Origin of the sequence: Niallia sp. MER 6 (assembly GCF_023714395.1) — a bacterium.
Classification (GTDB): domain Bacteria; phylum Bacillota; class Bacilli; order Bacillales; family Cytobacillaceae; genus Niallia.
In genome coordinates this window covers 1-23,387 of sequence record NZ_JAMAUK010000034.1, presented here as the reverse complement: position 1 = coordinate 23,387, position 23,387 = coordinate 1, and the positions used below count along the sequence as shown (strand labels likewise).

21 protein-coding genes are annotated in these 23,387 nt (G+C 37.2%); 9 read left to right on the top strand and 12 right to left on the bottom strand.

Annotated features, from left to right (window positions below):
- Positions 1-148 precede the first annotated feature (148 nt).
- Entirely contained in the window at positions 149-346 is a 198-nt protein-coding gene (locus M3600_RS24645; RefSeq protein WP_233319074.1) for a DUF951 domain-containing protein, read from the bottom strand.
- A gap of 13 nt (positions 347-359) precedes the next feature.
- On the bottom strand, positions 360-1,220 hold the full coding sequence (locus tag M3600_RS24640; protein ID WP_233319076.1) for a mechanosensitive ion channel family protein: 861 nt from the start codon (positions 1,218-1,220) through the stop codon (positions 360-362).
- Positions 1,221-1,525: 305 nt separating this feature from the next.
- On the opposite strand from M3600_RS24640, the gene yyaC reads away from it, so the two are divergent.
- Entirely contained in the window at positions 1,526-2,143 is a 618-nt protein-coding gene (yyaC, locus tag M3600_RS24635) for a spore protease YyaC (RefSeq protein ID WP_251647948.1), read from the top strand.
- A gap of 34 nt (positions 2,144-2,177) precedes the next feature.
- Here yyaC and M3600_RS24630 read toward each other — a convergent pair whose 3' ends face one another.
- From M3600_RS24630 to rpmH, 10 genes are all read right to left on the bottom strand, one after another.
- Entirely contained in the window at positions 2,178-3,035 is an 858-nt protein-coding gene (locus M3600_RS24630) for a ParB/RepB/Spo0J family partition protein (protein WP_233319079.1), read from the bottom strand.
- A complete protein-coding gene (locus M3600_RS24625; protein ID WP_233319081.1) occupies positions 3,028-3,789 on the bottom strand; it encodes a ParA family protein in 762 nt (253 codons plus the stop codon). The genes M3600_RS24630 and M3600_RS24625 overlap by 8 nt, the downstream gene beginning before the upstream one ends.
- 404 nt (positions 3,790-4,193) lie before the next feature.
- On the bottom strand, positions 4,194-5,084 hold the full coding sequence (gene noc, locus M3600_RS24620) for a nucleoid occlusion protein (protein ID WP_233319083.1): 891 nt from the start codon (positions 5,082-5,084) through the stop codon (positions 4,194-4,196).
- A gap of 224 nt (positions 5,085-5,308) precedes the next feature.
- Complete coding sequence (rsmG, locus tag M3600_RS24615) at positions 5,309-6,028, bottom strand: 16S rRNA (guanine(527)-N(7))-methyltransferase RsmG (protein ID WP_233319086.1); 720 nt, start codon at positions 6,026-6,028, stop codon at positions 5,309-5,311.
- Between the two features lie 100 nt (positions 6,029-6,128).
- The gene (gene mnmG / locus M3600_RS24610; RefSeq protein WP_233319112.1) at positions 6,129-8,009 is read right to left on the bottom strand and encodes a tRNA uridine-5-carboxymethylaminomethyl(34) synthesis enzyme MnmG; all 1,881 of its coding nucleotides are present in this window, start codon (positions 8,007-8,009) and stop codon (positions 6,129-6,131) included.
- A gap of 30 nt (positions 8,010-8,039) precedes the next feature.
- A complete protein-coding gene (gene mnmE / locus M3600_RS24605; RefSeq protein WP_233319088.1) occupies positions 8,040-9,425 on the bottom strand; it encodes a tRNA uridine-5-carboxymethylaminomethyl(34) synthesis GTPase MnmE in 1,386 nt (461 codons plus the stop codon).
- A gap of 372 nt (positions 9,426-9,797) precedes the next feature.
- Entirely contained in the window at positions 9,798-10,433 is a 636-nt protein-coding gene (gene jag, locus M3600_RS24600) for an RNA-binding cell elongation regulator Jag/EloR (protein ID WP_251647947.1), read from the bottom strand.
- Complete coding sequence (gene spoIIIJ / locus M3600_RS24595) at positions 10,430-11,209, bottom strand: YidC family membrane integrase SpoIIIJ (RefSeq protein WP_233319092.1); 780 nt, start codon at positions 11,207-11,209, stop codon at positions 10,430-10,432. Before spoIIIJ ends, jag begins: the two co-directional genes overlap by 4 nt.
- 99 nt (positions 11,210-11,308) lie before the next feature.
- Positions 11,309-11,659, bottom strand: coding sequence for a ribonuclease P protein component (gene rnpA, locus M3600_RS24590; RefSeq protein WP_233319094.1), 351 nt, complete (start codon positions 11,657-11,659; stop codon positions 11,309-11,311).
- A gap of 192 nt (positions 11,660-11,851) precedes the next feature.
- Positions 11,852-11,986 carry a 50S ribosomal protein L34 gene (gene rpmH, locus M3600_RS24585; protein ID WP_127738799.1) on the bottom strand — a complete coding sequence of 45 codons (135 nt, stop codon included), beginning with the start codon at positions 11,984-11,986 and terminating at the stop codon, positions 11,852-11,854.
- 731 nt (positions 11,987-12,717) lie between these two features.
- On the opposite strand from rpmH, the gene dnaA reads away from it, so the two are divergent.
- The 8 genes from dnaA (at position 12,718) to M3600_RS24545 (ending at position 23,082) form a co-directional block, all read left to right on the top strand.
- Positions 12,718-14,058: a chromosomal replication initiator protein DnaA gene (gene dnaA / locus M3600_RS24580; RefSeq protein ID WP_233319096.1), complete on the top strand. Its 1,341-nt coding sequence runs from the start codon at positions 12,718-12,720 to the stop codon at positions 14,056-14,058.
- A 187-nt stretch (positions 14,059-14,245) separates the two neighbouring features.
- Positions 14,246-15,379, top strand: coding sequence for a DNA polymerase III subunit beta (dnaN, locus tag M3600_RS24575; RefSeq protein WP_233319097.1), 1,134 nt, complete (start codon positions 14,246-14,248; stop codon positions 15,377-15,379).
- 245 nt (positions 15,380-15,624) lie between these two features.
- On the top strand, positions 15,625-15,837 hold the full coding sequence (gene yaaA, locus M3600_RS24570; RefSeq protein WP_233319099.1) for a S4 domain-containing protein YaaA: 213 nt from the start codon (positions 15,625-15,627) through the stop codon (positions 15,835-15,837).
- A gap of 17 nt (positions 15,838-15,854) precedes the next feature.
- Positions 15,855-16,973: a DNA replication/repair protein RecF gene (gene recF / locus M3600_RS24565; RefSeq protein ID WP_233319101.1), complete on the top strand. Its 1,119-nt coding sequence runs from the start codon at positions 15,855-15,857 to the stop codon at positions 16,971-16,973.
- A gap of 15 nt (positions 16,974-16,988) precedes the next feature.
- Positions 16,989-17,237 carry an extracellular matrix regulator RemB gene (remB, locus tag M3600_RS24560; RefSeq protein ID WP_233319102.1) on the top strand — a complete coding sequence of 83 codons (249 nt, stop codon included), beginning with the start codon at positions 16,989-16,991 and terminating at the stop codon, positions 17,235-17,237.
- Between the two features lie 76 nt (positions 17,238-17,313).
- Positions 17,314-19,239, top strand: coding sequence for a DNA topoisomerase (ATP-hydrolyzing) subunit B (gene gyrB, locus M3600_RS24555; RefSeq protein WP_396953844.1), 1,926 nt, complete (start codon positions 17,314-17,316; stop codon positions 19,237-19,239).
- A gap of 73 nt (positions 19,240-19,312) precedes the next feature.
- Entirely contained in the window at positions 19,313-21,823 is a 2,511-nt protein-coding gene (gene gyrA, locus M3600_RS24550) for a DNA gyrase subunit A (RefSeq protein WP_233319103.1), read from the top strand.
- 179 nt (positions 21,824-22,002) lie between these two features.
- Entirely contained in the window at positions 22,003-23,082 is a 1,080-nt protein-coding gene (locus tag M3600_RS24545) for an HD-GYP domain-containing protein (protein ID WP_251647945.1), read from the top strand.
- The last annotated feature ends 305 nt before the right edge of the window (positions 23,083-23,387 follow it).

Sequence of the window (23,387 nt, the reverse complement as noted above, 5' to 3'; positions counted from 1 at the left end):
ATAATAAACCTGCTTTTTATTGAGCAGAAATTAATTTCATTTGTACTATTAAACCTTTACCAATTATAGATTTAACCTTCAAAAAAGACAAGTAGCCATGCTTGTTCGCAAGGTAAAAATACCTTATTTTCATAAAAAAAAGCATGAATCACTCTTCATGCTTTACTAACATTTTTTTCATTTTTCTCGCGAACTCTCGCCTTGGAATAAGGACGCTATGTTCACAGCCTTCACACTTAATGCGGATATCCATTCCCATCCTAATAATTTTCCAACGATTTGTGCCACAAGGATGTGCTTTTTTCATTTCAACTATATCATTGATAGCAAACTCTTTCTGTTCCATATTCCCTCCTGTTTTATTCCGGTTTAGAGTACATCATTAATTTCGGATATGGGCTCTCTATTCCATTCTCATCAAGGACATTTTTAATTTCCTTCCTTAACGCACGGGCAACTGTATAATGCTGCATTGGCAATGTCTCAGCAACAACTCTTATAACTACCTCTGCTGCCATAATGTTTTCAACACCTAAAAGCTCCGGGACACCGACAATTTGTTCATATTTTTCCGGAAATGTTTCAATAAGATCTTTAATAACACTTTCAGCCCTATCTATATCGCCCTTGTACGCTATGCTGACATCAACAACTGCTTTACTGTTGTTTAATGAGAAGTTTGTTACTTCCATTATACTTCCATTCGGTATAATATTCACTTCACCAGTATAACTTTTTACTTTCGTTGTTCTTAACCCAATTTCCTCCACAACACCTTGAAATTGGCCGATCTGCACAACATCTCCTACAGAAAACTGGTCTTCAAAAATAATGAAAAATCCAGTAATAATATCCTTCACTAAACTTTGCGCACCAAAACCGACGGCTAAGCCAACAATTCCCGCTCCGGCAAGCAATCCCTTCACGTCAATATTCAATGTACCTAAAATCATCATAAAGGCAATAAAATAGATAACGTAGGTAAGGGTATTTTCCAATAGTTTAACTAGTGTAGCTTCTCTTCTTTCCGATATTCTGAGTGCAGAATGTGTTCTAACCTTAAATATGTTCCGCACAGCAATCTTAGCAACCCTTGTAACAACAACGCTTATTAAAATGATAATAATAATTTTTAAAGATCCCTGGCCTAAATTTATCCATATATTCTCATCTGTAATAACATCTACACTATCGTTCACTTTTTCTTCTAAATTATCCATAACACACCCCTGCTGCCTCTTTTCTCCCTTTTCAAAAGCCAGATTGTTATTCCTGGCTATTTAGTTTATTTTAACAGGTTCTAATTTTAGTTTGAAGTAATAACCTACCTGTTATTTTCTAGGTATATTATCATAGATCGACTTGTATGACCCCTATCTTTCTCCCTCTTTATCAATGGAATTGGCATGAAGATGTATAGAAATTAATATATATTCCTATAATGGTATTACTTTTACTTTGAAATAACATATTAAATTGAACAGCTTGCTTATTTATAGTTTCCTAGTGCAAAGGAGTAGATTTGATGAGCATCTATACCAATATATTTGATAAAAGTGAACTTCCGATAAGAATCGCCCATAATGAGCAGTTAGCATCCTATAAACTGGCAGACTCTTTGTATAAACAGTTGCCACCAGCTTCCTCTGCACAGCCAATTGTGTTTGTATGTATTGGCACAGATCGCTCTACAGGTGATTCACTCGGACCACTTATTGGAACATTATTAGCAGAAAAAAAACTAGGTTCCTTTTTTGTTTATGGCACTTTAAATGAACCTATCCATGCGCTGAACTTAGAAGAAAAGATGATGGAGATTCACGAAAAGCATAAAGATCCTTTTATCATTGGGATAGATGCTTGTTTAGGCAGGATGAAAAGTGTTGGTGTCATACATCTAGGGGTTGGCCCCGTCAAACCTGGAAGTGGAGTTAAAAAGGAATTGCCGCCAGTAGGTAATATTCATATCACTGGAATTGTTAACATAAGCGGCTTTATGGAGTTTCTTGTACTACAAAATACAAGACTCAGTCTTGTGCTTGAAATGGCTAAAACGATTTCAAAAGGTATTTATCAAAGCAGTCTTCGTTATCGCTATGCTGAAGGACAGGAAGAATACTCTCTTCAAGAACGGCCCATTTAACAAAAAGAAGAAACCATATTTTGGTTTCTTCTTTTTAAATATCCTCATTACGATCGAGAAGCTGTAAAATTCTATCTAAATCATCTTCAGAAAAGAACTCAATCTCAATTTTACCTTTGTTTTTCGTTTGTTTGATATTCACTGTAGTACCGAATCTTTCTCTTAGGAAAGTTTCTTGTTCCTTTATAAAGACATTCTTTGTTTCTTTCTTTTCTTTCGGTGTTTCACGTGAAACATCTTCGTTCATTTGTTGAATTAAATACTCCAACTGTCTAACGTTCAAACCATCCTTGACTGTCTTTTCAACAAGCAGTGGCAGCTTATCTTTATTTTTTAATCCTAATAATGCCCTTCCGTGTCCCATTGAAATGGTTCCATCTGTAATCATCTCTTGAATAGCCGGCGGAAGTGATAGGAGTCTGACATGATTGGCAATATGAGGTCGGCTTTTGCCAAGGCGTTTAGCCAACTCTTCCTGTGTGAAATTTAATTTTTTCATAAGCAGCTGATAGGCATGTCCTTCTTCTATCGGAGACAAATCTTCACGCTGCAGGTTTTCCAGTACAGCAAGTTCCATCATTTGCTGTTCAGACAGTTCTCGAATTACTGCGGGAACCACTTCTAAATTAGCTTCTTTTGCCGCACGAAAGCGCCGTTCCCCAACAACAATTTCAAACCCTTTAATACTTTTACGTACAATGATTGGCTGAAGTATCCCATGTTCCAAGATTGATGCTTTAAGTTCCTCAATTGCCTCTTTCTCGAAAACTTTTCTTGGCTGATAAGGGTTTGGTCGCAATTCTTTTATATTTAATTCCTTAATTACTTCTTCTTTTTCTACTTCCATGCTCGGAAAAAAAGCGTCAAGACCTTTCCCTAATCCCTTAGCCACTCGTAACCACTTCCTTTGCCAACTCTAAATATACTTCTGCTCCACGGGACTTTGGATCATAAATGATAATTGGTTCCCCATGGCTTGGCGCTTCGCTTAGTCTTACATTACGTGGAATAATTGTTTTAAACACTTTATCCTGGAAGTATTTTTTTACTTCTTCTATTACTTGTATCCCTAAATTCGTACGGGCATCAAGCATTGTCAATAAGACACCTTCAATAGCAAGCTCATGATTTAAGTGCTTTTGCACCAATCTTACTGTATTCAGAAGCTGGCTCAATCCTTCAAGTGCATAATATTCACATTGTACTGGAATTAAGACAGCATCAGATGCAGTTAGTGCATTTATTGTTAATAAGCCTAAAGATGGCGGACAATCGATCAAAATATAATCATATCTGTCCTTAACTTCTTCCAATGCTCTTTTTAAGCGGACTTCCCTGGAGATTGTGGAAACAAGCTCTATTTCTGCCCCAGCTAATTGAATTGTTGCTGGAATTACATCAAGGTTCTCTACATTTGTTGCTTTGATGACTTGGCTTGCTTCAATGTCATCTACTAACACATCATAAATGCAATGATCTACATCTGCCTTTTCAATACCAACGCCACTTGTGGCATTTCCCTGTGGATCTGTATCAACTAAAAGTACTCTTTTTCCGATGTAAGCTAAACAAGAGCCAAGATTGACCGAGGTTGTTGTTTTTCCAACTCCCCCTTTTTGATTAGCTACCGTAATTACTCTCCCCATGATGTCACCTACCTTTATTACGATAAATTACCTTCAATTATTCAGCAGAAGGTGCTGTAAATGTTATTTTATTTATTTAAATCAGACATGAAAAAGTTATTTTATTGGTAATCAGGTGTTAAATACACCGTTTTCCCGTGATTATGACTGTTTTTATTCCTAAAAGGAACAAATGTAGCACAATCATCTATTATTTTATCATGAAAACTTCTAAATATCGTCATTTTTTAATAGAGTTTATAATATATAGAGGCATTGCTCTATTTTTTACTTCTATATATGCTACTGAAAGCCCATTTTTTCTAAGAATTTAGTAGCATTTATTTTTTTGCAGAAAAAAAGTGAGAAATTGAAACCAAAATGGCTAATGTTCTCACAGTGAATGATTATTCATTTTATAATAGCTATTTCTTTTTTGGAATTTTTATGGTGAATTGATAAAAATCCTCAAACTCTTCTTCTTCAGCATTTAAATTAATACCGCTGTCAGACACCATTGTAAGGGATTGTCGAATTGTATTGACTGCAATACGCATATCTTTGCTGAAAGCCTTTCTTTTTGGCTTAGGCTTTTGTTCTGCCTGTTCCAGCATTTTAGCGACGCGCTCTTCTGTCTGTTTTACATTTAAGTTCTTCTCTAGTATTTCTTGAAGGAGCTTAAGTTGCTTTTCTGTTTCTTTCAATGGAATCAGAGATCTGGCATGACGCTCTGATATTTGCTTATTGAGAAGTGCCTCCTGTATTTCCTCAGGAAGTTTTAACAGTCTCAGCTTGTTAGCTACCGTTGACTGTCCTTTTCCTAACCGCTGGGCAAGTGCCTCTTGTGTCAGGTTATGGAGTTCGAGTAATTTGCCGTAGGCTACAGCCTCTTCTATCGGTGACAGTTCTTCCCTTTGAAGGTTCTCTATCAAGGCTACAGAAGCAGTTTCTGTATCGCTCATATTCTTAATGATAGCAGGAGCTTCTTCCCACCCTAGCTTTTTCATTGCCCGCCAGCGTCTTTCACCTGCAATTATCTCATATTTACCTCTATCATATTCCCGTACAACAATTGGCTGTATAATGCCATGTGTATGAATGGTTCTTGATAATTCTTCTATTTTTTCATCATCAAATACAGTTCTTGGTTGAAAACGGTTTGGAACAATCTGGCTTATTGGCAATCTATTAATCTCTTCATTATTTACCATTTTTTCAAGCTCCTCATTAGCGTCTACCGTCTCGAATTGACTTTCTTCTTCTGTATTATTCCCTTTTTCGCCTAAGCCAAAAAAGCGTGAGAAAGAAGGCTTCAAAACCTGCACCACCTTTACGAAACTCCCTATTATTTAAAAAAATCCAAGCATTTTTACTGCAATATATAAATATAATAAGAAACTTCTTTAATTTTCATTTACTGTGCTTTTTATAGTTATATTATATAGTAGATAGAAAAAATGATATAGTACAAAAAATAAGATAATCGCCTGTTGATAAGCTATTTCTTTGATGAATATATGCTATTTTACATAGCATATATTCATTCAATCGGTTCCTTGTTTGGAGTACCTGGTTTTCTAGGGTACTTTTTCGGCGTTTGTTTTTCTTTTGAGATAACAAGTATGTTGCGCTCACTTTCTTCAATTGGAAGAGTAAATGAATGGGCATTGACCAATTTCCCGCCTAGAACAGCTATGGCTTTTTTGCCAGCTTCTATTTCCTCTTGTGCACTTGCCGCTTTCATAGCAACAAATACGCCTCCAACCTTTACCAATGGCATACATAGTTCACTTAAAACCGATAACCTTGCTACAGCTCTTGCTGTTACCATGTCGAAAGTTTCCCGATATTCTTTGTTTTGTCCGAATGTTTCCGCTCTGTCATGGATAAACTGGACTTCTTTTAAATCTAAAGCCTTTGCTAAATGCTCTAAAAAGTGAATACGTTTTTTTAATGAGTCAACAATTGTTATTTTCAGCTGCGGGAAAGCTATTTTCAGCGGTATGCTCGGGAATCCCGCCCCTGCTCCAACATCGCAAATATGAATAGGCGACTTAAAGCTTTCTAAATAAAATCCTGCTGTGATGGAATCATAAAAATGTTTCAAATAAACCTCAGATTGTTCTGTAATAGCAGTCAGGTTCATTTTTTCATTCCATTCAACAAGTGTTTCAAAATAAATCTTAAACTGTTCCATCTGCCTATCAGAGAGCTCCAGACCTTTCTCTCGGAGCATTTGTCTAAATTGTTCTGTATTCATGCTTGCTCCCTTTCCATCCAATTCCTGATTATGTATATTTTTTACAACAGGAGAGGCTTCTTGCCTATGGTAATACAGGCAAAAAGCCAATCACTTTCTATTACACTCGCGCTATGCGACCTTGCTCCAAATATACTAATAGTATGGATATATCTGCAGGATTTACTCCAGAGATTCTAGAAGCCTGTGCCAAAGATAATGGCCGTACCATTTTCAACTTCTGCTTTGCTTCTGTTGCAAGGCTGGAAATTGCATCATAATCGATGTTCTCTGGAATTTTTTTGTTTTCCATTTTCTTCAGACGATCTACTTGCTGCAATGATTTATCAATATAACCTTCATACTTTATCTGGATTTCTACTTGTTCTGTTACTTCGTCAGATAAACCAGCTTCACTTGGTGCTAATTGTTGTATATGCTTGTAGTTCATTTCTGGTCTTCTCAGCAGATCCGCTGCCTTAATGCCGTCTTTCAATTCACTGCCGCCTTGTTCTTTAATGACAGCTTGAACTTGTTCATTTGGCTTAAGGATAATTTCTTTTAAGCGGTTCTTTTCTTGTTCGATCTGTTGCTTTTTGTCAGTGAATTTATTATATCTTTCTTCCGCTATTAAGCCGATTTCATATCCATAGTCAGTTAAGCGCAAATCTGCATTATCATGGCGAAGCAGAAGGCGGTATTCTGCTCTGGAAGTTAGCAGGCGGTACGGTTCATTTGTGCCCTTCGTAACAAGATCATCAATCAATACTCCAATATAGGCATCAGAGCGGCTTAAGATAAGCTGTTCTTTACCAGTGGCATTCAAACCTGCGTTAATTCCTGCCATTAAACCTTGGCCGGCAGCCTCTTCATAACCTGAAGTACCGTTAATTTGACCTGCTGTATAGAGATTCTTAATTTTCTTTGTTTCTAATGTTGGCCATAATTGAGTAGGTACAATAGCATCATATTCAATGGCATAACCTGCTCTCATCATTTGGACATTTTCCAATCCAGGAATTGTACGAAGGATTTCTTGCTGTACATCCTCAGGCAAGCTTGTTGACAAGCCTTGTACATAAACCTCCTGCGTATTCTTACCTTCCGGCTCAAGGAAAATTTGATGTCTTGGCTTATCATTAAAGCGAACGACTTTATCTTCAATAGATGGGCAATAGCGCGGCCCTGTTCCCTTGATCATCCCAGAATACATTGGGGATCGATGCAAGTTGTCATCAATAATTTGATGCGTTTTTTCATTTGTATATGTCAGCCAGCATGGCAGCTGTTCTGTAATATATTTTGTTGTCTCGTAAGAAAAAGCTCTTGGAACATCATCACCTGGTTGGATTTCCGTCTTGCTGTAGTCAATAGAATGACTGTTTACTCTCGGCGGTGTTCCTGTTTTAAAACGAACAAGATCAAATCCTAATTCCTGCAGATGTTCAGATAGACGAATCGATGGCTGCTGGTTATTTGGACCACTTGAATATTTCAGCTCACCAAGGATAATTTCTCCGCGTAGATAAGTTCCCGTAGTTACTACAACCGTTTTAGCAGTATAAGTAGCACCTGTTTTTGTGATAACACCTTTTACTGTATTGTCTTCTACAATCAACTGTTCAACCATACCTTGGATCAATGTTAAGTTTGGCTGATTTTCCAGTGTTTTTTTCATTTCGTGCTGATACATATATTTGTCTGCCTGTGCACGAAGAGCTCTGACTGCAGGCCCTTTTCCTGTATTCAACATTCTCATTTGGATATAGGTTTTATCGATGTTTTTACCCATTTCTCCGCCAAGTGCGTCAATTTCTCTAACGACAATTCCTTTAGCCGGCCCCCCAACAGATGGGTTACACGGCATAAAAGCTACCATATCTAAATTTATAGTCAACATCAATGTATTGGCGCCCAATCTTGCGGCTGCAAGACCTGCTTCACACCCAGCATGTCCTGCCCCAATCACAATGACATCATAATTTCCTGCTTCGTACTGCATCATGGTGCCTCCTAACTGCAACTTTTTCTTTTATTTACCTAAGCAAAATTGGGAGAACAGCTGATCAATCAGGCTTTCGTGTACACTATCGCCGATGATTTCACCAAGCAGTTCCCAAGTTCTTGTTAAATCTATTTGGACAATATCAATTGGGGTTCCCATTTCCACTCCTGAAATGGCTTCATTAATAGATTGAAGCGCTTGGTTCAGAAGGGAGATATGTCTTGTATTGGACACATATGTCATATCACTTGCTTCAATTGCACCTTCAAAAAACAGGCTGGAAATTGCCTCTTCTAGCTGGTTGATGCCCTTATCCTGCAACAGTGAAGTAGTAACCATTTTTTGATTAGCTGACAATTCCTTTATACGCTCCATATCAATTTTTTGCGGCAGGTCTGTCTTATTTACAATCACTATATAATCCATTCCCTCAACCGCTTTGAACAGATTGACATCCTCTTCTGTCAAAGCATCTGCATAATTGAGAACAAGCAGGATTAAGTCTGCTTCCTTTAAAACCTTTCTGGACTTTTCAACACCAATTCTTTCAACAATGTCCTCTGTTTCACGGATACCTGCCGTATCTAGCAGACGAAGAGGTACACCGCGCACATTAACATATTCCTCAATAACATCTCTTGTCGTACCAGGAATATCTGTTACGATTGCCTTATTATCTTGGACCAAGCTGTTCAACAATGAGGATTTTCCTACATTAGGCCGTCCTACAATAACCGTTGAAAGTCCTTCTCTTAATATTTTGCCTTGCTGAGAAGTCTGAAGCAGCTTCTTTATCTCCGCCTGTACAAACCGAGATTTATCGAGCATAAGCTGATGAGTCATTTCTTCCACATCATCATATTCAGGATAATCTATATTAACCTCAACTTGCGCGAGTGTCTCTAATATTTCTTGTCTCAAGGTTCTAATCAGCTTTGAAAGTCTTCCTTCCATTTGTCCAAGGGCTACATTCATTGCTTTGTCCGTTTTCGCTCTGATCAAATCCATGACTGCTTCTGCTTGGGACAAATCGATTCTTCCATTTAGAAATGCTCTTTTCGTAAATTCACCTGGTTCAGCAAGTCTTGCACCGTTCGTTACAAGCAACTGAAGCAAACGATTTACAGAAGCCATTCCGCCATGACAGTTAATTTCAATAACATCCTCTTTAGTGAATGTTTTTGGTCCCTTCATTACAGAAATCATTACTTCCTCAATTGTTTCATCCGTAGCCGGGTCAATGATATGCCCATAATGAATAGTATGACTTGCTACCTCTTTTATCTTTTTATTTCCTATACTTTTAAATACCTTATCTGCAATCGCAAATGAGTCTGGCCCACTCAATCTTACAATCGCAATCGCTCCCTCTCCCATTGGTGTGGAGATTGCAGCTATAGTATCAAATTCCATGCTGTCACCTCAAATCATTAAAAATCTATATATAGAAACTGATGTAAACTTATCAACAACTCATTTAATTGTTACAATAGATTAGATTATCATATCCACAACTTTTAAAAAAGAAAAAAATCCGCACACTTATCCACATTACTATTCTTTATTATTACCATTTTATCTTATCCACATGTGAATAACAATAAAACGCACCAAAAATAGCGCTGTTCAGACAAATAATTCACAGATTTTATGGCTATTTTGCCGAATATGCTCTGTAAAGATGAATACTGGTTAACTTTTGAAGGGAATTTTGCAGAATGTTAATGTAAGAAGGAACAAAAAAAGACAATCTCAAAAATTTTGAGATTGTCTTTTTTTCTTATTTTATGCTTTTTGAACAGGCTTTTTTTCTGGAGAAATGATAATATGCCTGAAAGCATCTTCACCTGATGAACAGGTGCTTATACCTTTAATGCCTGTTAATGCATTATGAATGATTTTTCTTTCATTTGACGGCATTGGCTCTAACGAAATTTCTTTGCCAATCTTTAGGGCTTTATGGGCCGTTCTTTCTGCAAGCTGTATAAGGGATTGCTTTCTTCTTTCCCGGTAGCCTTCAGCGTCTAGCGTGACCCTTAAGTATTCATCGGAATTCTTATTAATGACCAATTGCGTTAAATACTGAAGTGAGTTGAGCGTTTGTCCCCTTTTTCCAATTAAAAGGGCGATCTTGTCTCCTTTTAATTCAAAAAAGATATTCCTGCCCGACTTTTTTGCCGAAATAGATGCGTTAACTCCCATTTGGGTGCAAATATCCTGCAAAAATCGCTCTGCAGATTCTAGAGGCGTCTCAAGCTTCCTTACAGTTACAGTAGCCGAGCGGGCCCCAATTCCTAAAAAACCTTTTTTTCCTTTATCAACAACAATGATTTCGGCTTGGTTCTTTGTTGTCTTAAGCTGAGCTAAAGCTGATTCCACTGCTGCTTCGACTGAATGTCCTGTAGCAGTTACCTCTCTCACTTTTTGGCTCCCTCCAATTTTCCTGTCTGACCGGACTTCTTCAACTCCGGACCTTTGATGAAGTACGTTTGGATAATGGTAAAGATATTACCTACAACCCAGTATAGTGATAATGCAGCTGGGAAGTTAATAGCAAATACTAAGATCATGATTGGCATAATCCAAAGCATCATAACCATTTGCGGGTTTTGGTTAGCTGTTCCTGCCATTGTCATTTTTGTTTGGATGAATGTCGTAATCCCTGCAATGATAGGAAGCAGATAGAATGGATCTGGCTGTCCTAAGTTAAACCATAAAAATTCATGCTGAGCAATTTCTCTTGTACGTGAAATAGCGTGGTAGAAACCAATCAATATTGGCATCTGAACGATTAATGGAAAACATCCTGCCAATGGATTTACTTTATTTTCTTGGAAAAGCTTCATTGTTTCTTCTTGCAGCTTTTGTTGTGTTTTTTGATCTTTAGAGCTGTATTTTTTTCTTAATGCTTCCATTTCAGGCTGCACTGCCTGCATGGCTTTACTGTTTTTAGTTTGCTTAATCATTAACGGCAAAATAACAAGACGAACTAGTATTGTTACAATAATGATAGATACGCCAAAGCTTCCGCCGGCAAGTTCTGCTGTTTTAATGATGAGCTGTGATAATGGATAAACAATATATTCATTCCAGAAGCCATCACTTTCTGAAGTGATCGGCTGATTGAATTCTGTACATCCAGCCAAGATAGTCACTAAAAATAATAGACCAAATAGCAACACTAATTTTTTCTTCAACCGTAAAATCCTCCTGTTAATAAATAATAGAGCCAAAATTAGCTTCTGGCTTCATTGTATCCTAATTTAGATGATATAGGAAACGCTTAACTTGAAATTTCACTGAATCTTTCTTTTTAAGACCTTTGCAATTTTCAGAACATGGAGAAGGCTCTTTTTTGTTTCCTCATATTCCATTTCAGCTAGAGGCTTTCTAGCAATAATGACATAATCCGCTTCATTTTCCAAAGAATCTCCGATTTCCAAAAATATCTGCCTTATATACCGTTTAATTTTATTTCTCATAACGGCATTTCCAATCTTTTTGCTGACAGAAAGCCCAATTCTAAAATGAGCTTGTCCGCTTTTTTCATACTTATATACAACAAACTGCCTATTGCCGAATGATTGTCCCTTTTTAAATACTTCTTGAAACTCTTTACTTTTTTTTACGCGATATTCTTTCTTCAAATCATTTACTCCTTATTTATTCAATACTTTCCGAATCTATATTATTTATGTACCTTCCAACATAGAAACATCCTTTGCTTCAAAACCAGGAGCTTATATATCCATTATAGTATGGGCTCTTAAGATTTATTCTAAGAGCCCATAACTTTTCAGTCCATTTATCGAAAAAAAGACCACTGACGTTTCAGTGGCCTAAGCTGATAATACTTTTCTTCCTTTGCGTCGACGGCGAGCTAAAACATTACGTCCATTTGGACTGCTCATGCGGCTGCGGAATCCGTGAACTTTACTTCTTTTACGTTTATTTGGTTGAAAAGTTCTTTTCATTGTATATGACACCTCCCTGAGGAATAGCTGTTACAGACAGTCCTTACAATTATATAAACATAGCTGATTGATTGTCAACCATTCATTTATTTTCTAGTCTATTTATCCTTGTTGATCGCTCTAACAAGTTTTTGCTTTATGTTCTATAACATCGGAAATATCCTGTAAAACATATGCTACGTACTATATTTCTTTCTGAATAGTAATAATAAGGAATAGAAGGCCACTTGTCAATACGCTGTCATTTTTTGCTTCTCCCCAAATGGATATTTAATTTTTTTACATTGCTTAAATAAGCACTTAAATTGCATATTTCGAGCCTGTGGATAAAATTTCGACATTTTTTTCACTGTCCACAATACTTATTTACAGGTTTTTAACAAACTAATAACCTGTGGACATTTATTATCAACATATTGTTTCACTTGTGGATAAGATATGAAAAACCATTGCAGTTATTATGATTTTTTGATATTATAGTTTTGTTTTCACATTTGAATAATTTCTGTGTATAACTCTTTTATCCACAGAATGTGGATAAAATGTGGACAGCTTATTAGACACCTCTTAAAAGAGTTGTCCACAAATAGTGGATACTGTCGAAATGCTATTTAACTTCCTTATTATATATTTTTTCCACAGATCATTATTAATGTATTGGCAGATTAGCTCTTTTTTTAGGAATCTGTTCTTTTCGGCACGCAAATAAAAAGGAAAAGGAGGGAAATTGGTTGGAAAATATTGCGGATCTATGGAATAAAGCGTTAAGCAATATTGAAAAAAAAATCAGCAAACCTAGCTTTGATACATGGCTTAAAGCAACGAAGGCACATGCCCTTCAAGGTGACAGCCTAATCATAACAGCTCCTAATGAATTTGCTCGAGACTGGTTGGAAGAACGATATTCCCAGCTTATTTCGGACATTCTTGAAGAAATAACTGGTGAAGAGCTTGGTGTAAAATTTATTATTCCTCAAAACCAAAAGGAGGAAGAATTTGATCTTCAAATCTCCTCTAAACAAAAGAAAAAAGAAGAAGAAACAACCGAACAAACAATACTGAATTCTAAATATACTTTTGATACGTTTGTAATTGGTTCTGGGAACCGCTTTGCACATGCTGCTTCTTTAGCAGTAGCTGAAGCACCGGCTAAAGCTTATAACCCGCTTTTTATTTACGGGGGTGTAGGTCTTGGAAAAACTCACTTAATGCATGCAATCGGGCATTATGTTTTAGATCATAATCCTTCAGCAAAGGTTGTTTATTTATCTTCGGAAAAGTTTACAAATGAGTTCATTAATAGTATTCGAGACAATAAAGGTGCAGAATTCCGTGATAAATACCGGAATGTTGATGTACTTCTCATAGATGATATTCAGTTTCTTGCTGGAAAAGAATCAACACAGGAAGAATTTTTCCATACATTTAATACTTTGCATGAGGAAAGCAAACAAATCATTATCTCCAGTGACAGGCCGCCAAAGGAGATTCCAACTTTGGAAGACAGGCTTCGTTCACGGTTTGAATGGGGACTAATAACGGATATAACTCCGCCTGACTTAGAAACAAGGATTGCCATTCTTAGAAAGAAAGCAAAAGCTGATGGGTTGGACATTCCAAATGAAGTCATGCTTTATATCGCGAATCAAATTGATTCCAACATCCGTGAACTAGAAGGTGCACTTATAAGAGTTGTTGCATATTCCTCCTTAATCAACAAAGACATTAATGCAGATCTTGCGGCAGAAGCATTAAAAGATATTGTCCCTAGCTCTAAGCCGCGCGTCATAACAATACATGATATTCAAAAAGTAGTCGGGGAACATTTCAGTGTGAAATTAGAGGATTTTAAGGCTAAAAAAAGAACGAAATCCATCGCTTTTCCTAGACAGATTGCCATGTACTTGTCACGTGAACTTACAGACTTTTCCCTTCCGAAGATCGGCGAAGAATTCGGCGGAAGAGATCATACTACAGTTATCCATGCACATGAAAAAATCTCAAAGCTCCTTGTATCTGATTCGCTTTTGCAAAAACAGCTAAAAGAAATCAACGAGCTCTTAAAAGTATAAAGCTGAATACTGTGCATAACTTTAACCAACTTAGACACAGTCTATCCACATGTGGATAGACTGTGTTTCCTTTGAAAAAGCGAGTTATTCACAAATTAACAGGGCCTACTACTATTACTACGATCTTTAAAAGAAATATTATTATAAATACGCAATAAAAAAACTAATGATAACGGAGGATCAATTAATGAAATTTATCATTCAAAAAGATAATCTTGTCCAAGGGGTACAAGATGTAATGAAAGCCATAACTAGCAGAACAACAATTCCAATTCTGACAGGGATAAAAATCGTAGCAACAGAAGAAGGTGTTACATTAACAGGAAGTGATTCAGATATCTCTATTGAATCCTTTATTCCTAAAGAAGAAAATGATTCTGTCATTGTGGAAATTCAACGTCCTGGATCAATCGTGCTGCAAGCTAAATTTTTTAGTGAAATCGTTAAAAAGCTTCCTACTAGCCAAGTAGAACTTGAAGTAGATAACTTACAAACGGTAATTCGTTCAGGGAAATCGGAATTTAACTTAAACGGTCTTGATTCTGAGGAATATCCACATTTGCCTCAAATATCAGAAGAAAATATCTTTAAAATTCCAACTGACCTGCTGAAAAACATTATCAAACAAACAGTGTTTGCAGTGTCCACCTCAGAAACACGCCCGGTGTTGACAGGTGTAAACTGGAAGATTGAAAATGATGACTTAATCTGTATTGCAACAGATAGCCATCGGCTTGCATTAAGAAAAGCAAAAATTGATTCAAATACGGAACAGTCATTTAATATTGTGATTCCTGGGAAAAGCTTAAATGAGTTAAACCGTATTTTAGATGACCATAACGAACCGGTTGAGATTGTTGTGACAGAAAACCAAATTCTATTTAAGGCGAAGCATATCTTATTCTTCTCTCGCCTGCTTGAAGGGAATTATCCTGACACAAATCGTCTAATTCCGACAGAAAGCAAAACGGAAATAGTTGTGAATGCAAAAGAATTCCTGCAATCTATTGATCGTGCATCCTTGCTTGCAAGAGAAGGACGGAATAATGTCGTTAAATTCTCCACCATTGGAGAGGATGTAATTGAAATTTCATCTTTTACGCCTGAAATTGGTAAAGTTGTAGAGGAGCTAATCAGCGAGTCTATTCAAGGTGAAGAACTGAAAATATCTTTTAGTGCCAAATATATGATGGATGCTTTAAAGGCTTTAGAAGGAACGGAAGTGAAAATTAACTTCACTGGTGCTATGCGACCGTTTGTAATCAATCCGTTAAATGATGATTCTATCCTTCAGCTAATTCTTCCAGTGCGAACATATTAACAGCTGCCTAAAGCTTATAGGGTGTCCCATAGGGGCATCCTATTTTCCTTCATGAATAATATATTTAGGCAAAGCAGGAATTATGAATGTTTTTTATAGACGAATTTAATGCCTAAATGTTCGTCAAAATCTCTTGAAAATGTGCTGAATACTACTAATTTATAGAAATATTTCAGTTTTCTTTGTGTATCGTTAAATAATTTAGTAAAATAAAGAGATACGATTAAACTTGAAAGAGTGAAAACATGAACAATCAAATTAAAATTGAGACGGAATATATAACATTAGGCCAATTCTTGAAGGTTGCAGATATTATCCAATCTGGAGGAATGGCAAAATGGTTTTTAAGTGAACATGAAGTATTTGTCAATGGAGAACAAGATCAGCGCAGAGGCAGAAAATTAAGGTCGGGCGATAAGATTGAAATTCCCTCTATTGGTACATTTACAGTTCTGTAAAAAAAGGATGATCCCTTATGTTTATTGAGCAGCTGCAATTGAGGAATTACCGTAATTACGAGCACCTGGAAGTGGAATTTGAGAATAAGGTAAATGTCATTCTGGGAGAAAACGCGCAAGGCAAAACAAATGTCATGGAATCCATCTATGTTTTAGCAATGGCAAAATCCCACAGAACTTCAAATGATAAAGATCTTATTCGCTGGGACTCAGATTATGCTAAAATAGAAGGTAGATTAAAAAAAGCACATGGGCCGCTACCCATGCAGTTAGTTGTGTCTAAAAAAGGAAAAAAAGCTAAGTACAATCATATTGAGCAACGGAAGCTAAGCCAATACATCGGCAATATGAATGTTGTGATGTTTGCTCCGGAAGACCTAAATCTTGTTAAGGGTAGTCCTCAAATTAGAAGAAGATTTATTGACATGGAAATCGGGCAGATTTCCCCTGTTTATTTGCACGATATGAGCCAGTACCAAAAGATTATGCAGCAGCGAAACACTTACTTAAAACAACTGCAGATGAATAAACAGTCAGATCATACAATGCTTGAAATACTGACAGAGCAGTTTATTGATATGGCAGTGAAGATAGTATCAAAGCGTTTTGAATTCCTGGAACTTCTGGAAAATTGGGCAATCCCAATTCATAAAGGAATTTCAAGAGGACTGGAGACATTACAAATTCAGTATAAACCCTCGGCAGATGTATCAGAAGATCTAGATTTGTCGAAAATGAGAAGAGTATACGAAGAAAAGTTTGCCAGTGTGAAAAAAAGAGAGATTGACCGAGGTATGACCTTGTTCGGTCCCCATCGAGATGATTTATTGTTTTTCGTAAATGGAAGAGATGTTCAAACTTTTGGTTCACAAGGTCAGCAAAGAACTACAGCACTTTCGATTAAAATGGCAGAAATCGAACTCATACATGCGGAGATCCGTGAGTATCCTATCCTTTTATTAGATGATGTGCTCTCTGAATTAGATGATTATCGACAATCTCATCTTTTGAATACCATCCAAGGAAAGGTACAAACATTCGTGACGACTACGAATGTGGATGGAATTGATCATCAAACATTAAAAGAAGCATCTACATTCCAGGTGGAAGCAGGAACGATGAAAAAGATTCAATAGCTTTGAGGTGAAAAAGTGTACGTTCATATTGGTGAAAATGTACTTATAAGAACTGTAGATATCATTACAATTTTAGACAAACAAACAATTGGTTCCTCTGAGATTACAACTGAATTTTTAAATACGCAAAAAGAGACAACAATAAGTGGCGACAGTAAAGCTTATAAATCTATTGTTATAACAAAAGATGCCATTTATTATTCTCCAATTGCTTCCAATACACTAAAAAGGCGATCATATAGACTGACAGCTCAGGAGTATTAGCAATTTTAAGGTCTAATAGGATAAGCAAAGAGTAAATTTTTGGATGTCAATAGAAAGTAAGGTGATCAATTTGTCAATGGAACATGATCCAATGGAACAACAATCATATGATGAAAGTCAGATACAGGTACTTGAAGGGTTAGAAGCGGTCCGCAAAAGACCAGGGATGTATATTGGTTCAACAAGCGGTAAAGGCTTGCACCATCTTGTATGGGAAATTGTAGATAATAGTATTGATGAAGCACTGGCAGGTTACTGCGATGAAATCAACGTCATTATTGAAAAAGATAACAGCATTACAGTTAAGGATAATGGACGTGGTATTCCTGTCGGGATTCATGAAAAGATGGGAAGACCTGCAGTTGAAGTAATCATGACAGTACTTCACGCCGGTGGTAAATTTGGTGGCGGAGGATACAAAGTATCCGGAGGTCTTCATGGTGTAGGTGCATCTGTTGTTAACGCCCTTTCATCCGAGTTGGAAGTTTTTGTTCACCGGGATGGGAACATATACTACCAACAATATAAAAAAGGTGTTCCTCAGGAAGATCTTAAGATTATCGGTGAATCAGATGTAACAGGTACAACAACAAGATTCCAACCGGATAGTGAGATTTTCAAAGAAACTCTCGTCTATGATTATGAAACATTGGCAAACAGAATTAGAGAGTTAGCCTTCTTGAATCGCAATATTAAAATTACCATTGAAGATACAAGAGAAGGTATGGAGAAGCGTAAGGAATATCACTATGAAGGTGGAATAAAGTCCTACGTTGAGCATTTAAACCGCAATAAAGAGGTGCTGTTTGAAGAGCCTATCTATATTGAAGGAGAAAAAGACGGCATTACTGTCGAGGTTTCACTCCAATATAACGATGGCTACACAGGCAACATTTTCTCGTTTGCTAATAATATCAATACACACGAAGGCGGAACACATGAATCCGGTTTTAAAACTGCATTGACTCGAGCAATTAATGACTATGCAAGGAAAAACGGAGTGCTTAAGGATTCAGAAGCAAACCTTTCAGGAGAAGATGTCAGGGAAGGGATTGTGGCTATCGTTTCAATTAAGCACCCTGACCCGCAATTCGAAGGACAAACAAAGACAAAACTAGGCAACTCAGAAGTTCGGGCAATCACTGACACAATCTTTGCTGATCATTTTGAGAAATTCTTGCTTGAAAATCCTTCAGTAGCTAGGAAAATTGTTGATAAAGGTCAAATGGCATTGAGAGCTAGAATTGCTGCTAAAAAAGCAAGGGAGTTAACGCGTAGAAAAAGCGCCCTTGAAGTTTCCAGCTTACCTGGTAAATTAGCAGATTGCTCGTCAAAAGACCCTGCAATAAGCGAATTATTCATAGTTGAGGGTGATTCTGCAGGCGGTTCAGCAAAATCAGGAAGAGACCGGCATTTCCAGGCAATCCTGCCGTTAAGAGGAAAAATCCTGAATGTTGAAAAGGCTAGATTGGATCGTATCTTATCCAATAATGAGGTTCGTTCTATGATTACCGCTATTGGTACTGGAATTGGAGACGACTATGATATTTCAAAGGCTAGATATCATAAGGTTGTTATTATGACAGATGCGGACGTTGACGGTGCACATATTCGAACACTGCTGCTCACTTTCTTCTACCGCTATATGCGGAAAATTGTAGAAGCTGGATATATTTATATTGCTCAACCACCGCTTTACAGTGTCAAGCAAGGGAAAAAGCTTGAGTATGCATATAATGACCGCCAATTGGCTGAGGTACTTGAAAAATTGCCAGCATCACCAAAACCGAATATCCAACGCTATAAAGGTTTAGGTGAAATGAATGCAGAACAGCTGTGGGATACGACAATGGATCCTTCCACAAGAGTGTTGCTGCAGGTAAGCCTAGATGACGCAATCGAAGCGGATGAGACATTTGAAATGCTAATGGGTGATAAAGTAGAACCACGCAGAAACTTTATCGAAGAAAATGCAGTATATGTGAAAAACCTGGATGTTTAAGATAAATGCAAAAGAATGACTATGGTGCTAAAGGAGATTTAGCACCTTGCGCTTTGCTTAAGGAGGTTCCTATATGGCTGATATGCCGAATTCTCAAATTAAAGAAATAAATATAAGCAAGGAAATGCGTACATCCTTCTTGGATTATGCGATGAGTGTCATTGTTTCCCGTGCACTTCCAGATGTTCGAGATGGACTTAAACCTGTTCACCGCCGGATATTATATGCTATGCACGATTTAGGAATGCATTCTGACAAACCGTTTAAGAAATCTGCTCGTATTGTTGGGGAAGTAATTGGTAAGTACCATCCCCACGGTGATAGTGCTGTATATGAAACAATGGTTCGTATGGCGCAGGATTTCAACTACCGTTATATGTTGGTAGATGGTCACGGTAACTTCGGTTCAGTTGATGGCGATTCTGCTGCAGCGATGCGTTATACGGAAGCAAGAATGTCCAAAATAGCGATGGAGCTGTTAAGGGATATCAACAAGGATACTATCGACTACACAGAAAACTTCGATGGAGAAGAAAAGGAACCTGTTGTTTTACCATCCCGTTTCCCAAACCTTTTGGTAAACGGAACAAGCGGGATTGCAGTTGGTATGGCTACAAACATACCGCCGCATCAGTTAGGAGAAGTTATTGACGGTGTTTTGGCTGTCAGCAGAAACTCTGATATTACAATTCCCGAATTGATGGAAATAATACCTGGACCTGACTTCCCTACAAGTGGAATGATTGTCGGGAGATCTGGCATCAGAAAGGCTTACGAGACAGGCAGAGGCTCTATCATTGTTAGAGCAAAAGTGGAAATCGAAGTAAAGCCGAATGGTAAAGAAGTAATAATCGTCAAAGAAATCCCTTATCAGGTTAATAAAGCTCGTCTAGTAGAGCGAATTGCTGAGTTGGTTAGGGATAAGAAGATTGATGGTATTACAGACTTAAGAGATGAATCAGACCGTAATGGAATGAGGGTTGTTATTGAAGTTCGCAAGGATGCAAATGCTAATGTGCTGCTGAACAACTTATATAAGCACACAGCAATGCAGACAAGCTTTGGTATTAACTTGCTTGCGCTAGTGGACGGACAGCCTAAAGTGCTTAACTTAAAGCAATGCCTTGTTTATTATTTGGATCATCAAAAGGTTATCATTCGCCGCCGTACTGAATTTGAGTTGAGAAAAGCAGAAGCGCGCGCTCATATATTAGAGGGCTTGCGCATTGCACTTGATCATTTAGATGAAGTAATTGCCTTAATTCGCGGTTCTAGAACAACAGATATTGCTAGAGAAGGATTAATGAGCAATTTCAATCTGTCAGAAAAGCAAGCTCAGGCAATCTTGGACATGCGTCTGCAAAGATTAACTGGACTTGAAAGAGAAAAGATAGAGGAAGAATACAAGGAATTAGTAGCATTGATTGCCGAGTTAAAATCTATTTTAGCTGATGAAGAAAAGCTGCTTGATATTATCCGTGAGGAGCTCCTTGAAGTAAAAGAGCGTTTCAATGACAAACGCCGTACAGAAATTGTAGCGGGCGGAATTGAAAATATCGAGGATGAAGATTTAATTCCAGAAGAAAATATCATCATCACACTAACTCATAACGGTTATATTAAGAGATTGCCTGCGTCTACTTATCGCGCTCAAAAACGCGGTGGCCGCGGTATTCAAGGTATGGGAACAAATGAAGATGACTTTGTGGAACAGCTTAGCACAACTTCCACTCATGATACGATTCTATTCTTTACGAATAAAGGGAAGGTATATCGCCTTAAAGGCTATGAAATCCCTGAATTCAGCCGCACTGCCAAGGGGATTCCGATTATCAACCTCCTTGGAGTAGAGAAGGATGAATGGGTGAATGCTATCATACCAGTCTCAGAATTTGTCGATGATTGGTTCCTATTCTTCACGACTAAGGAAGGAATATCAAAACGTTCTCCGCTATCATCATTTGCAAATATCAGGAATAACGGGCTAATTGCCGTTAACCTAAGAGATGGAGATGAATTGATTTCTGTACGTCTCACTGACGGTAACAAGGAAATTATCATTGGAACTAAAAATGGGCTTCTAATCCGTTTCCCAGAGACAGATGTTCGCTCTATGGGTAGAACAGCTACTGGTGTTAAAGGGATTACCCTATCCTCTAATGATGAAGTTGTTGGTATGGAAGTGTTAGAGGAAGGTTCAGAAATTCTTATCGTGACGAAAAATGGTTACGGAAAGAGAACATCTGCAGAGGAATATAGAATCCAAGGAAGAGGCGGTAAAGGTATTAAGACTTGCAATATTACTGACAAAAATGGACCGTTAGTTTCCATGAAGGCAGTAAATGGTGAGGAAGACCTGATGCTAATTACTACGGGCGGTGTCTTAATCCGTATGGCTGTCGGCGATATATCATCTATGGGTAGAAGCACTCAAGGTGTTAAGCTGATTAAGCTTAATGAAAGTGAAAGCGAATTTGTAGCAACAGTCGCTAAAGTGGAAAAAGAAGAAGAAGCTGAAACAGAAATGCCTGAAGAAACAGCGGAAGATAGCACAGTATCTGATGCTGCTGAAACAGAGGAGTAAGAAGCTGCCAAAAGCAGCTTCTTTTTTTCGCTCTGGACATTTAAATGGTATAGGTAATATGACCCTTATAATCCTAAAAATAAGAATTTTCCAGTATTTTTTTTAAAAATAAGGTTATCATTTCAATAAAAAATAAAGTAGAATATAGTATAAAAGTCCTTATGAGGGTGGAGTAATACATGAATGTAAGTGTTAATCGTTTAATGGCCGGGTGCATCTTAGCAGAAGATGTTTTCAGCATGACGAATAGACCGATAATAACTTCTAAAACTGTATTGACAGACGAGCATATAAATCTTCTTAAAGCATTTCAAATTGAGAAGATAGAGATTGAAAATACTCAGATTGATGGAAACTTTCTCGATGTGCTTAAAGAGGAAGATAGTGCAGGATTGAAAAAGAAAGAAGAGAGTTTCTTTGATAAATTTCTTCTTGCTGTTAACCAGTACAAAAAGGAGTTTCGTTCTTGGCAGTATGGTGTACCGCTGAATATTCCTGCAGTTCGCACAATAATGCTGCCGCTATTGGAGGATTTAGAGCAGTATAGCAAGGAAGTATTTTCTTTATATCATTTATCTAATAAAAAAGAATATATCTATCAGCATTCTGTTGCAGTAGGTGTTATTAGTGCTCTTATAGCAAAAAAAATGGACTACAGTAAAGGGGAAATCGTCCAAATCGCTATGGCCGGCTGTTTAAGTGATGCAGGGATGTCAAAAATACCATCTAACTTAATTACAAAGGAAGAACCTTTGACGGAAGAAGAATTTGAGGAAGTGAAAAGACATACAAGCTATAGTTTGCAAATGCTGCCAGAGCATGCTCTCTTAAAAAAAGAAACAAGACTTGCTATACTTCAGCATCATGAAAGACTTGATGGGAGCGGTTATCCATTAGGTAATGAAGATAACAAAATTCATCCATATGCAAAAGTTATAGCTGTCTCTGATACTTTTCATGCTATGACCTCCCAAAGGTTATATAGAAGCAAGCAATCGCCTTTTAAAGTTCTAGAAAAGATGCAGCAGGATTATTTCGGAAAGTTTGATCACGTCGTACTTCAGGCTTTGAGCAGCAGTATTATTCAGTATACTATTGGAAGTACTGTAAAGCTTTCTAACGGGCAAAGAGCTGAGGTTTTATTTATTGAAGGTAAGTCTGCCACAAGACCTCTTGTAAAGATAGCAGAGGATGGTATGATGCTCGATCTGGAAAAAAACAGGCATCTTTATATTGATGAAATTCTGCATTATAGCTGAAATTAAAAAATCTATTTATATTTTATAAAAAGATATTGCACTCTTTGAAATAAGTTGCTATAATCATACAAGTCAGCAAGACAGATAGAAAGTTTTGTGAAAAACCTCTAAAATTTCCTGTTGACTTGTATAGAATGATATGTTAATATATAAAAGTTGCTTCTGATAGCAACGAAAAATTGCTCTTTGAAAACTGAACAAACAAAACGTCAACAATAATCGTTTTTATAACTTGCGTTATAAAGATGAAAACAAAGTAACAAAAAGCTAGAGTTTAGCAAATGAGCTAATCTTACTCTTTATCG